This is a genomic window from Stenotrophomonas sp. AS1, from assembly GCF_048957655.1.
GTDB classification, from domain to species: Bacteria; Pseudomonadota; Gammaproteobacteria; order Xanthomonadales; family Xanthomonadaceae; genus Stenotrophomonas; species Stenotrophomonas bentonitica_A.
On the sequence record NZ_JARVXM010000006.1, the window covers coordinates 243,031 to 253,971 of the forward strand.

Genomic DNA, 10,941 nt, shown 5'->3' on the forward strand with positions numbered 1-10,941 from the left:
CATCTCATCGTGCACAACTTTTACTACACTGCCTGCATGAACGACGCTGCAAATTACGCGATCTCCGTCGAGGTTGCCCCCCGCTTCCTCGATGACCAGTCCACGCCGGAGGACGGGCGCTACGCGTTCGCCTACACGATCCGCATCCTCAACCAGGGGCGCGTCGCCGCACGCCTGGTGGCCCGCCACTGGCGGATCACCGATGCCAATGGCCGCACCGAGCGGGTCGACGGCGACGGGGTGATCGGCGAGCAGCCGCGGCTGCGTCCCGGTGAAGACTTCCGTTACACCTCCGGTGTCATGCTGGAGACCGAGCACGGCACGATGCAGGGGCACTACGACATGGTGGCCGATGATGGCACCGAGTTCGCCGCCCCCATCGCGCCGTTCGTCCTGACCGTTCCGCGCACACTGCACTGATGGAGGCGCACGCATGAGTGTCTGGGCCATCGGCGACCTGCAGGGCTGCTACGACGTCACCCAGCGGTTGCTGGAAAAGATCAACTTCGACCCCGCGGTCGACAAACTGTGGTTCTGCGGTGACCTGGTCAACCGCGGTGGGCAGTCGCTGGAAACCCTGCGCCTGGTCCATTCGCTGCGCGACAGCAGCGTGATCGTGCTGGGCAACCATGACCTGTCGCTGCTCGCGGTCGGTGCACGCACCGAGGAAGAGCAGCGCAAGGTCAACCCGGACCTGCTGCGCATCGTGCAGGCCGAGGACCGCGACGAGCTGCTGGAATGGCTGCGCATGCAGAAGCTGGCCCATGTGGACCGTGAGCTGGGCTGGATGATGATCCACGCCGGCCTGGCCCCGAAATGGACCACCCAGCTGGCCGAGAAGCACGCCCGCGAGGTCGAGCAGCAGCTGCATGGCAGCGGCTACCGCAAGCTGTTCCGCAACATGTACGGCGACAAGCCGAGCTGGTCGCCCGGCCTGGCCGGCTACGACCGCTCCCGCGCGATCATCAATCTGTTCACCCGCATGCGCTACTGCACGCCGCGTGGCCGGATCGGGATCGAGGACAAAGGCACGCCGGGTACGCAGGAACAGGGGCTGTATCCCTGGTTCGAAGTGCCGGGCCGCGCCGAGCGCGATCTGAAGATCGTCTGCGGGCACTGGTCCGCCCTGGGCCTGACCATCACCCAGGGCGTGCACGCCATCGATACCGGCGCGGTCTGGGGCGGCAAGCTCACCGCCCTTCAGCTGGATACCGACGAGCTGCGCGTGGTGCAGGTGCCGGGCCGCGACGTGCCCAAGCCGGTCTCCGCGCCGCGTCCGCCGGCACGCCGGCCGGCCGCCGAAGGCACGCCGCCGAACGGGCGCCCGCCGCGCCAGGGCCAAGGCCAGGGGCGCGACCGTGGCCGGGGCGACCAAGGCCGCCAAGGCGGCGGCACCAAGCCCGCACAAAGCACACAGCCGCAATCGCAGCCGCAGCCGCAGCACAGCGACGTCACCAGCGACGCGGAGTGATCCGCAGGCCGGTCAACACGACCGGCCTGCCTGCACGGCCGGCTCAGGCGCGGCGGTAATCCACGAAATCGAACGCGAACGCGTGCCGCTCATCGGCCGCGTGGTGTTCCCGCGCCACTTCCACCCATAGCGCCGGATCGACCGGCGGGAAGTGGGTATCGGCCGGGACGGTGGTGTGCACCCAGGTCAGGTGCAGATCGGTGGCCTGGTCCATGGCCAGGCGATAGATTTCGCCGCCACCAATGACGCACAGCTCTTGTGCCCCCGCATCGCCTGCAGCCTGCAGCGCCTGCTCGATCGAAGCCACCGCCTGCATGCCCTCGAACGGCACCTGGCCACGGCGGGTCAGCACCAGGTTCAGGCGGCCCGGCAGGGCGCGACCGAGCGACTGCGCGGTCCTGCGCCCCATCAGGATCGGCTTGCCGACGGTCAGCGCCTTGAAGCGCTTGAGATCATCGGGCAGCTTCCACGGCAGGTCATTGTCACGACCGATACCGTGCCCGGTGTCGAGCGCGGCGATCAGCGAGAGCTTCATGCGCGGGCCACTCACACCGCCACCGGCGCCTTGATCGCCGGATGCGGATCGTAGCCATCAATGCGGATGTCATCGAACTGGAAGCCGAACAGATCGGTCACCTCCGGGTTCAACCACAGCGTCGGCAGCGCGCGTGGTTCACGCGACAGCTGCTCGCGGGCCTGTTCGAAGTGGTTCGAATACAGGTGCGCGTCGCCCAGCGTGTGCACGAAATCGCCGACGCCCAGACCGGTGGCCTGCGCCACCATGTGGGTCAGCAGCGCGTAACTGGCGATGTTGAACGGCACGCCCAGGAAGATGTCGCCGCTGCGCTGGTAGAGCTGGCAGCTGAGCTTGCCGTCCACCACGTAGAACTGGAACAGGTTGTGGCACGGCATCAACGCCATCTGCGACAGCTCGCCCACGTTCCAGGCACTGACCACCAGCCGGCGCGAATCGGGGTTGCGCTTGATCTCGTCCACCAGCCACTGCATCTGGTCGATCGCCCCGCCATCGGCAGTGCCCCAGCTGCGCCACTGCTTGCCGTAGATCGGGCCGAGGTCGCCGTTGGCATCGGCCCATTCGTCCCAGATCCGCACCTGGTGGTCCTTCAGGTACCCGATGTTGGTATCGCCCTTCAGGAACCACAGCAGCTCATGGATGATCGAGCGCAGGTGCAGTTTCTTGGTGGTGACCAGCGGAAAGCCGTCATTGAGGTTGAAGCGCATCTGCCAGCCGAACACGCTGCGCGTGCCGGTGCCGGTGCGGTCGGATTTTTCCGTGCCGTGCTCCAGCACGTGCTCGAGCAGCGCCAGGTAGGCCTTCATGCCTTGGCTCCTGCCGGGGCGACCGGCAGCACCGGCTGCAGCACCGGCGCGCGACGCGACAGCGCCAGCAGGACCAGGCCGAAGGCCACCAGCGGCAGGCTGAGCAGCTGGCCACGGGTGAACCAGTCGAAGGCGAGGTAGACGCCGTTGTCGGGCATGCGCACGAACTCCACTGCGAAGCGGAAGATGCCGTACATCAGCGCGAACAGGCCGGCGATCACGTAGCGGTGGCGCGGCTTGGCCGATACCGCCCACAGCACCACGAACATCACCAGGCCTTCCAGCAGCGCTTCATACAGCTGCGAAGGATGGCGCGCGTACTGGTTGAGCGCGCCGGTGGCGAACTCGGCCTTGAGCGTGGCCAGGTCCAGACCGTTCAACGGCGCCGGCAGGCCGCTCGGGAACACCACGCCCCAGGTGCCGTCGGTGTACTTGCCCCACAGCTCGGCGCCGATGAAGTTGCCGATGCGGCCGAAGCCCAGGCCCAGCGGCACCAGCGGGGACATGAAATCGAGGGTGTCGAACAGGTGCAGGCGGTGCTTGCGCGACCACCACCACGAGGCGAACAGCACGCCGAGCAGGCCGCCATGGAAGCTCATGCCGCCGTCCCACACTTTGAACAACAGCAGCGGGTTGTGCAGGAATTCGGCGGTCGCGTAGAACAGCATGTAGCCCACGCGGCCACCGACAACCACGCCGAGCATCGCGTAGAACAGCAGGTCGGAGAAGCCGTTGGCATCGACCCCGGGCAGGCGACCGGCGGCGATCCGCTTGCGCCCCAGCCACCAGGCAGCGGTGAAGCCGAGCAGGTACATGATGCCGTACCAATGCACCTTGATCGGCCCGAGCGAGATGGCGATGGGGTCGATGTCGTGGAAATAGATCATGAAGGGCGCCTTGCAGGGATGCCGATATTCTAGCGCCGCCCGGGAGCGGCCTCGCGGCGGCCCCGACCGTGCGATTGCCAGGCTTCAGCCCAGGATCTGCGGCGTGTCCGGCAGGCCGTCATCCTGTGACCCCGGAAGGGGCGGATAGTGCCCGGCCAGCAGGTCCGACACCTCTTCGATCGCCAGCAGCACGCCCGCCTGCAGGGCCCCCTCACGCAGCCGCTGCTGCATGTGCGCGCAGATCGCCTGCCACTGCGCCTCGCCGATGCGCCCGCGCAGGCCGCGGTCAGCGACCAGCTCGATGGCATGGTCGGCCAGCAGCAGGTAGATCAGTACACCGTTGTTGTGTTCGGTATCCCAGGTGCGCAGTTGGGCGAAGGCATGTTCGGCGCGCTGTTGGGGCGAGACGCCCTGCCACAACGCGGCCAGCGGCAGATCCGCTTCCACCGCGAACATCACCTGGCCACCGTGGCGCCGCTCGCCGGCGCTGATCGCATCGGTGATCGCCTGCAGATGTGCGGCTGGGAAGGCGCGCCGCACCGAAGGAGAAAACACGTGCCGGAGCCAGCGCATCACCAGCCTCCCGAGGCGCCACCGCCTCCCGAACGCCCACCACCACCGCCCCAGCCACCACCGCCGCCGAAGCCACCGCCACCACCGAACCCGCCGCCACCGCCCCAGCCACCGCCACCCCAGCCGCCACTGCGCGCGAACACGCCGCCGCGACCGGCCGACGTCAGGCCGACCAGCAGGCCCACCACGGCGGCCGCGCCACTGGCGACCACCAGCGAGGTGAACAGGAACGCGGCCACCCCGGCCCCGGCACCGCTGGCCAGCGCGCGCAGCGGTCGCGGCAGCCAGCCCAGGATGCCGCGCAGGAACAGGCCGGCAAACAGGCCGATGCCCAGCGCCATCGTCCATTTGCCCCCCGCCGGGGCGTCCTGGGCGCGATGCGTGCTGACCGGCGCGGGCAAGGCCTCGCCGTCGATCAGTTTGACCAGTGCAGCGCTGGCATCGGTGAGGCCACCGGCGTAGTCGTTGCTGCGGAACCGCGGGGCCAGGTATTCCTGGATCACCCGGTTGGCGATCGCATCCGGAATCGCGCCTTCCAGGCCGTAGCCCGGCTCGATGCGGACCCGGCGGTCGTCCTTGGCCACCACCAGCAGCACGCCGTCGTCCACGCCCTTGCGGCCGATGGACCACTGCTCGAACACACGCTGGGTGTACTGCTCGATGGTTTCCGGCGCGGTGGTCGGGACCATCAGGATCTGCAGCTGGCTGCCCTTGCGCTGCTGCAACGCCAGCGCCTGCGCCTCCAGCGCCTGGATCTGCGCCGCATCCAATGTGCCGGTGGTATCCACCACCGGCGAGGACATCTCCGGGATCGCCGCCTGGGTCTGCGCCCAGGCAGGCAGCGCCAGCGCCAGGCAGAGCAGCAACAGGCAGCGCAGCAGGCGCATGGTCACGGGCTCAGTTCGCCGGCTGTGGCTGCTGCTGCGGGGCCTGCGGCTGCGGCTGCGGCGCGGGGGCCGGTTGCTGCGAACCGAACTTGACCGCCGGCGGCTGCGAGATCTGCGCTTCGTTCTCCACCGTGAAGTTCGGCTTGGTCGCATAGCCGAACAGCTTGGCAGTGATCACCTGCGGGAACTGGCGGATGTAGGTGTTGTAGTCCTGCACCATCTGGATATAGCGGCCACGCGCCACGGTGATCCGGTTCTCGGTGCCTTCCAGCTGGGCCTGCAGATCGCGGAAACCCTGGTCGGACTTCAGGTTCGGGTAATTCTCGGTGACCACCAGCAGGCGTGACAGCGCACCGCTCAACTCACCCTGGGCCTGCTGGAACTGCTTGAGGGAGTCGGCATCGTCGGCGTTGACGTTGACCTGCCCCACGCGTGCACGGGCGTTGGTGACGTCGGTCAGGACCTGGCGTTCCTGGTTGGCATAGCCTTCCACGGTCTGCACCAGGTTGGGGATCAGATCGGCGCGGCGCTTGTACTGGTTGAGCACCTCGGCCCAGCCCGCCTTGACCTGCTCATCCTTCTGCTGGATGGCGTTGTAGCCGCAACCGGACAACAGGGAGGCCAGCACGGCCAGGCACAACAAACGGGAGAACGATCGCATGGCCGGCTCCGGATCTCGATGAACGGGATCCGGAGCATGCCATGTTCCGGGTAAAGCGGATGTGGGTATCGACCAAAGGTCGGCACCTACCCCCTTACCAGTTGCCGGCACCCGGCACGTTGTGCGCCACGGCGCGGCGGCGCATCAGCAGGTTCAGCCATTCCACCAGCACCGAGAAGCCCATCGCGGCATAGATGTAGGGCTTGGGCACGTGCACGCCCAGGCCGTCCAGGATCAGCACCACGCCGATCAGCAGGATGAAGGCCAGGGCCAGCATCTTCACGGTCGGGTTGGCGTCGATGAAGCGGCCCAGCGGGTTGGCGGCCAGCAGCATGACGGCCACCGACAGCAGGATCGCGGCGACCATCACCGGGATGTGGTCGGCGATGCCGACGGCGGTGATCACCGAGTCCAGCGAGAACACGATGTCGATCACGGCGATCTGCGCGATCACCATGCCGAACACGGCCGAGGCCTTGGTGGTGGTCGGGTCTTCGTCTTCGCCGCCGGTGATCAGCTCGCGGATCTCCATGGTGCCCTTGATGATCAGGAACAGGCCACCGAGGATCAGCACCAGATCGCGGATGGAGATGCCCATGCCGGCGATGGTGAACAGGTTCGCTTCCATGTGGGCCAGGTAGGCCAGCGAGACCAGCAGCAGGATGCGGGTGATGCAGGCCACCGCGATGCCGAGTTTGCGCGCGAACGGGCGGCGCGCTTCGGGCAGCTTGCTCACCGCGATCGAGATGAAGACCAGGTTGTCGATGCCCAGCACGATTTCCAGCGCGCTCAGCGTGAACAGGGTCAACCAGACATTGGGGTCGGACAACAACTCAAGGAACATGGACTTCCATCCTTACAGGGGGGATGACGCGGCAGGCCCGCGTCAGAAGATTTGCGGCAGCAGGATCAGGACCCAGCACACCAGTACGTTCATCATCAGCACGAAGACCGCGGCCGAGCCCATGTCCTTGGCGCGACCGGCGAGCTCGTGGAACTCCGCGCCGTAGCGCTCGATCACCGCCTCGATCGCCGAATTGGCCAGTTCCATGGCCAGCACCAGCAGCACCGAGCCGATCATCAGCGCGCGTTCCACCGGGGTCTGGCCGAGCCAGAGTGCCAGCGGCGCGAGCACGATCAGCAGGTAGACCTCCAGCCGGAACGAGGACTCGTGCAGCCAGGCTGCACGCAACCCCTGCCAGGACCACACCGCGGCCTTGAAGATGCGCTTGGGGCCGCGCGGCAGGTGGCCGATTTCATCGGCCATGGGCAGGCACCCCGGTCGGCAACGCACGCCGGAACGGCAGGAACAGCACACGGCAGACAGTCATGGGCATCGCTGAATGGGGCAGGCAATCCCTCATTTTGCCATAAGCCGGTCGGGGCATTGTCGAAGGCGGCCAACGCCCGTCCGTGGTAAAGCGCGGCCGGGCCGCAACTTCTATGATGAACGTCTACCCGTCCGGGCGCCCCAGGCGCCCCACCACAGGAGTCGTCCATGCTGCACCGTCGTGCCCGCCCCCTTCTGCTCGCTCTTGCCCTGGGGGCCGCCCTGCCCGCGCTGGCGCGCTCCCCCGCCCCTGCCGCACCGCAGGTGCCGACCCAGGTCTCCAACGTGGCGTGGGCCGGCGACATGGCGCAGTTCGCGGCGCAGGACGCGGCCAGCCCACCGCCGCGCGGCGGCATCGAGTTCATCGGCAGCTCCTCGGTACGCATGTGGGAGAGCCTGGCCACCGATTTCCCGGGCCAGCCGGTGTTCAACCGCGGCTTCGGCGGCTCGGAAGTGCGCGACAGCACCTGGTATGCCGACCGCATCGTGATTCCATATGCGCCGTGCAAGGTGTTCTTCTACGCCGGCGACAACGACCTCAACAGCGGCCGCAGCCCCGCCCAGGTCCGCGATGACGTGGTGGCCTTCGTGCAGCGCGTGCACCGCGACCTGCCCAAGACGACGGTGGAGATCATCTCGATCAAGCCCAGCCCGTCGCGCGCGAACCTGCTGCCCGCGGTGGTGGAAGCCAACGGCTTGATCCAGAAGGCCCTGGCCTCGCTGCCCAACACCGGCTACACCGATGTCTACACGCCGATGCTCGGTGCCGATGGCCAGCCACGCGCCGCATTGTTCCGCGAGGACATGCTGCACATGACCCCGGAAGGCTATGCGATCTGGCGCAAGGCGCTGGCGCCCAAGGTGCAGTGCGACTGAACCAGGCGGGGAGGCGCCACGCCTCCCCGACTCAACGGTAGTGGATCGTGGCCTGGGTGCCCTGCCCGGGCGCACTGCTCAGGCCGATCTTCCAGCCGAAGCGGTCGCACAGCCGGCGCACGATCGACAGCCCCAGCCCGGTGCCCTGCGGGCGGCTGGGTTCGGCACGGTAGAACGGCTCGAACGCGCGGCTGAGCGCTTCGGGCGACATGCCGATGCCGGTATCGCGCACGACCACTCGGTCGTCTTCGACATCGACATCGATCCGGCCTTCGTCTGTGTAACTGCAGGCGTTGCGCAGCAGGTTGCTGACCACCACCTGCAGTACCCGCGGCGGGGCGTGCAGCATCACCGGGCCGTGGCTGTGCAGGTGGATCTCGACCGGTCGCCCGGCGATCAGCTCGCGGGCGTTGTCGACCTCGTAGCGGACGATCTCATTGACGTCGAACAGCTCGACCTGCGGCTCGACATCGGCCTCGCGGGCCAGGATCAGGAAGGCATCGATCACCGCTTCCATGTCACGCCCGGCGCGCTGGATGCGCTGCAGGCCACGGCGCAGGCGTGGCGTCATGTCCTGGTCGCCCAGTGCCATGTCGCTGGCCACGCGGATCACGGTGAGCGGGGTGCGCAGCTCGTGGCTGGCATCGCGGGTGAAGTTGCGTTCGCGCGCGACGTGCGCGGTGACCTTGGTCGCCAACGAGTGCAGCGCGGCGGCCAGCTGGCGGGTCTCGCCCTGCATGTCGGCCGGCAGTTTGGCCGGCGCCAGATCGGCCGCCTCCGGGTGCCCGGGATCCCAGCGCGACACGCGCCTGGCCAGCCAGTTGACCGGCGAGACCAGGCGTTTGGAGGCGCGGTAGGTGATCCAGGAGGCGCCATAGACGGCCAGCAGGGTCAGCAGCACCGGCACCACGCCGAACCAGAACGCCAGCATCTCCGCGCGCGAGCGCAGGAACACCAGGTACAGGCGGCCTTCCGGACGCGCATCGACCAGCACCAGCTGGTCGTCGTCCTTGAGCTCGTGGAAGCCGGGAGGGAGCGTGCGAAGGTTGGCTGGCAGGCTCAGCGGCGACTGCCCGGTCTCGAGCAGATACCCGCGGATGTTCTGGGTGTTGGGCGGCGGCTGCACCGGCGAGGCCTCGTGCAATTGCCAGTAATAGCTGGCCTCTTCCTGCAGCGCGCTGCTGACGAGGCTGTGCTTGATCACCAACGACACCAGCCATGCGCCCAGCAGGATGCCCAGGCTGGCGAGCACGGCTTGGAGGATGAAGACGATGCGGATCTTGCGCGGCAGACCGTGCGGCATTACGGGGTCCAGGGCGGTTCGCGGCGATTATAGGAAAGCTTGCCGTGATTCCATCGTGCAAACCATGACAACGGCCCGGCAAGCGCCGGGCCGTCATGCTCCAGAGGGTGCCGGAGGATCGCCGCCCAGGTCACCGGCAGGTGGCCGAGCGGCGATGGATCCCCTGTCAGCTCATCGGCTGGGCGATATCGGCAATGCGGTAACCGGCACTCTGCACTGTGTGCAGCAGCGGGCGGTCGAACGGCTTGTCGATGATCTTGCGCAGGTTGTACAGATGGCTGCGCAGGGTGTCCGAGTCGGGCAGGCCATTGCCCCAGATCTCGCGTTCGATTTCCTGGCGGGTCACCACACGCGGCGATTCGCGCATGAGGATCGTCAGCAGGCGCAGGCCGATCGGCGAGAGCTGCAGTTCGGTCCCGGCACGGGTGGCGCGCATGCTGACCGGATCGAGCACGAGGTCGGCGACCTTGAGCACTTCCGAGCCGACCTGGCGACGCTCGCGGCGGATCAGCGCGCGCAGGCGGGCTTCCAGTTCCTGGATCGCGAACGGCTTGGTCAGGTAGTCATCGGCGCCGAACCCCAGGCCGGTGAGCTTGTCGTCCAGCGTGTCGCGCGCGGTCAGCATCAGCACCGGCGTCGACTTGCGGGCGTCGTTGCGCAGGCGGCGACAGACCTCGATGCCGTCCAGACGCGGCAGCATCAGGTCCAGCACGACCACGTCGTAGCTGTTCTCGGCCGCCAGACGATAACCGTCCAGCCCGTCCTGGGCGTAGTCGACTTCAAAGCCGCGCCCTTCCAGGTACTCGCCGATCATCTCGGAAATATTACGGTTGTCTTCGACCACCAGCACCAGGCCGGAGGTCTCCTTTGTCTGACGCATGGGATTCCCTCTTTCTTCAGCTTTGTGAAACATGCCGCATCGCCAGTGGACGCGGCGTGAAGTTCCTCACACACCGATCAAAGCAGGGGTTTGAGCAGCGGCCAGACGTTGTCCAGCACCTGCGGCTGCGCAGCTGCGGTGGGGTGCAGCCCGTCGGCCTGCATCAGGTCGGGCTTCAGCGCCACGCCCTCGAGCAGGAACGGCAGCAGTGGCACCTTGTACTGGCTGGCCAGCTCGGCGTAGGTCTGCTTCAGCCGCTGGCGGTAGGCCGGCCCGTAGTTGGGCGGCACGTCGATGCCCAGCAGCAGCACCTTGGCGCCGGCCTTCTGGCTGGCCACGATCATCTTTTCCAGGTTGCCGCGCAGCTGGGCCGGAGTGAGCCCGCGCAGCGCATCGTTGCCACCCAGCTCGATCACCACCACCGAAGGGCGGTGCTTCTCCAGCAGGCCCGGCAGGCGGGTCAGCGCGCCGGCGGTGGTTTCGCCACTGATGCTGGCATTGATGATCGCCGGCGGCGGCTTGATCTGTTGTTTGACCCGCTGCTGAAGCAGGTTTACCCAGCCCGACGCGGCCGGGATATTGTGGGCGGCACTGAGGCTGTCGCCGACCACCAGCACCGCTGCACGGGTGTCCGGACCTTTGGCACAGGCCAGCATCGGCATCAGCAGCAACCATGCCAGCAGCCAGCCCATCGGGGCCGCACGGCCCTTTCCACTTGCTTGGTTCATTGGA

General features: G+C 67.5%; 14 protein-coding genes. 3 read left to right on the top strand and 11 right to left on the bottom strand.

From position 1 onward, the window contains the following. Positions 1 to 36: 36 nt before the first annotated feature. Both apaG and PV764_RS10090 read left to right on the top strand, forming a co-directional pair. Positions 37 to 420 carry a Co2+/Mg2+ efflux protein ApaG gene (gene apaG / locus PV764_RS10085; protein ID WP_046272001.1) on the top strand — a complete coding sequence of 128 codons (384 nt, stop codon included), beginning with the start codon at positions 37 to 39 and terminating at the stop codon, positions 418 to 420. Positions 421 to 433: 13 nt separating this feature from the next. Continuing rightward, positions 434 to 1,471, top strand: coding sequence for a symmetrical bis(5'-nucleosyl)-tetraphosphatase (locus tag PV764_RS10090; RefSeq protein ID WP_421116542.1), 1,038 nt, complete (start codon positions 434 to 436; stop codon positions 1,469 to 1,471). Positions 1,472 to 1,514: 43 nt separating this feature from the next. On the opposite strand, the gene PV764_RS10095 is transcribed toward PV764_RS10090, so the two are convergent. The 8 genes from PV764_RS10095 to PV764_RS10130 form a co-directional block, all read right to left on the bottom strand. Further along, positions 1,515 to 2,006 (bottom strand): dihydrofolate reductase, encoded by a 492-nt coding sequence (locus tag PV764_RS10095; protein WP_421116543.1) that lies wholly within the window; start codon positions 2,004 to 2,006, stop codon positions 1,515 to 1,517. 11 nt (positions 2,007 to 2,017) lie between these two features. Continuing rightward, entirely contained in the window at positions 2,018 to 2,812 is a 795-nt protein-coding gene (locus PV764_RS10100) for a thymidylate synthase (RefSeq protein ID WP_421116544.1), read from the bottom strand. Then, a complete protein-coding gene (gene lgt / locus PV764_RS10105; RefSeq protein WP_019182434.1) occupies positions 2,809 to 3,699 on the bottom strand; it encodes a prolipoprotein diacylglyceryl transferase in 891 nt (296 codons plus the stop codon). Before lgt ends, PV764_RS10100 begins: the two co-directional genes overlap by 4 nt. Positions 3,700 to 3,783: 84 nt before the next feature. Beyond that, the gene (locus tag PV764_RS10110) at positions 3,784 to 4,272 is read right to left on the bottom strand and encodes a TPM domain-containing protein (RefSeq protein WP_421116545.1); all 489 of its coding nucleotides are present in this window, start codon (positions 4,270 to 4,272) and stop codon (positions 3,784 to 3,786) included. Continuing rightward, complete coding sequence (locus PV764_RS10115; RefSeq protein ID WP_421116546.1) at positions 4,272 to 5,159, bottom strand: TPM domain-containing protein; 888 nt, start codon at positions 5,157 to 5,159, stop codon at positions 4,272 to 4,274. The genes PV764_RS10110 and PV764_RS10115 overlap by 1 nt, the downstream gene beginning before the upstream one ends. Positions 5,160 to 5,169: 10 nt before the next feature. After that, positions 5,170 to 5,820: a LemA family protein gene (locus tag PV764_RS10120; RefSeq protein WP_319624183.1), complete on the bottom strand. Its 651-nt coding sequence runs from the start codon at positions 5,818 to 5,820 to the stop codon at positions 5,170 to 5,172. Positions 5,821 to 5,914: 94 nt separating this feature from the next. Next, a complete protein-coding gene (locus tag PV764_RS10125) occupies positions 5,915 to 6,664 on the bottom strand; it encodes a TerC family protein (RefSeq protein ID WP_046273668.1) in 750 nt (249 codons plus the stop codon). 42 nt (positions 6,665 to 6,706) lie between these two features. Beyond that, positions 6,707 to 7,087 (bottom strand): diacylglycerol kinase, encoded by a 381-nt coding sequence (locus tag PV764_RS10130; RefSeq protein WP_019182439.1) that lies wholly within the window; start codon positions 7,085 to 7,087, stop codon positions 6,707 to 6,709. Positions 7,088 to 7,318: 231 nt separating this feature from the next. Between PV764_RS10130 and PV764_RS10135 the strand changes: the two genes are divergently transcribed. Then, a complete protein-coding gene (locus PV764_RS10135) occupies positions 7,319 to 8,026 on the top strand; it encodes an SGNH/GDSL hydrolase family protein (RefSeq protein WP_019182440.1) in 708 nt (235 codons plus the stop codon). 31 nt (positions 8,027 to 8,057) lie between these two features. Here the strand turns inward: PV764_RS10135 and PV764_RS10140 are convergent, their stop codons facing one another. The 3 genes from PV764_RS10140 to PV764_RS10150 all read right to left on the bottom strand — a co-directional run bounded on the left by PV764_RS10140 (position 8,058) and on the right by PV764_RS10150 (position 10,937). Further along, positions 8,058 to 9,329, bottom strand: coding sequence for a sensor histidine kinase (locus tag PV764_RS10140; RefSeq protein ID WP_019182441.1), 1,272 nt, complete (start codon positions 9,327 to 9,329; stop codon positions 8,058 to 8,060). A 166-nt stretch (positions 9,330 to 9,495) separates the two neighbouring features. Further along, positions 9,496 to 10,209, bottom strand: coding sequence for a response regulator transcription factor (locus PV764_RS10145; RefSeq protein ID WP_019182442.1), 714 nt, complete (start codon positions 10,207 to 10,209; stop codon positions 9,496 to 9,498). 77 nt (positions 10,210 to 10,286) lie between these two features. Beyond that, a complete protein-coding gene (locus PV764_RS10150; protein ID WP_026069656.1) occupies positions 10,287 to 10,937 on the bottom strand; it encodes an arylesterase in 651 nt (216 codons plus the stop codon). Between the last annotated feature and the right edge of the window lie 4 nt (positions 10,938 to 10,941).

Bases quoted from the DNA above. Each gene is read 5' to 3' on its own strand.
- apaG (WP_046272001.1), top strand. From the start codon at position 37: ATGAACGACGCTGCAAATTACGCGATCTCCGTCGAGGTTGCCCCCCGC.
- PV764_RS10150 (WP_026069656.1), bottom strand. From the start codon at position 10,937: ATGAACCAAGCAAGTGGAAAGGGCCGTGCGGCCCCGATGGGCTGGCTG.
- PV764_RS10110 (WP_421116545.1), bottom strand. From the start codon at position 4,272: ATGCGCTGGCTCCGGCACGTGTTTTCTCCTTCGGTGCGGCGCGCCTTC.
- PV764_RS10125 (WP_046273668.1), bottom strand. From the start codon at position 6,664: ATGTTCCTTGAGTTGTTGTCCGACCCCAATGTCTGGTTGACCCTGTTC.
- PV764_RS10145 (WP_019182442.1), bottom strand. From the start codon at position 10,209: ATGCGTCAGACAAAGGAGACCTCCGGCCTGGTGCTGGTGGTCGAAGAC.
- PV764_RS10130 (WP_019182439.1), bottom strand. From the start codon at position 7,087: ATGGCCGATGAAATCGGCCACCTGCCGCGCGGCCCCAAGCGCATCTTC.
- PV764_RS10120 (WP_319624183.1), bottom strand. From the start codon at position 5,820: ATGCGATCGTTCTCCCGTTTGTTGTGCCTGGCCGTGCTGGCCTCCCTG.
- lgt (WP_019182434.1), bottom strand. From the start codon at position 3,699: ATGATCTATTTCCACGACATCGACCCCATCGCCATCTCGCTCGGGCCG.
- PV764_RS10095 (WP_421116543.1), bottom strand. From the start codon at position 2,006: ATGAAGCTCTCGCTGATCGCCGCGCTCGACACCGGGCACGGTATCGGT.
- PV764_RS10140 (WP_019182441.1), bottom strand. From the start codon at position 9,329: ATGCCGCACGGTCTGCCGCGCAAGATCCGCATCGTCTTCATCCTCCAA.
- PV764_RS10135 (WP_019182440.1), top strand. From the start codon at position 7,319: ATGCTGCACCGTCGTGCCCGCCCCCTTCTGCTCGCTCTTGCCCTGGGG.
- PV764_RS10100 (WP_421116544.1), bottom strand. From the start codon at position 2,812: ATGAAGGCCTACCTGGCGCTGCTCGAGCACGTGCTGGAGCACGGCACG.
- PV764_RS10090 (WP_421116542.1), top strand. From the start codon at position 434: ATGAGTGTCTGGGCCATCGGCGACCTGCAGGGCTGCTACGACGTCACC.
- PV764_RS10115 (WP_421116546.1), bottom strand. From the start codon at position 5,159: ATGCGCCTGCTGCGCTGCCTGTTGCTGCTCTGCCTGGCGCTGGCGCTG.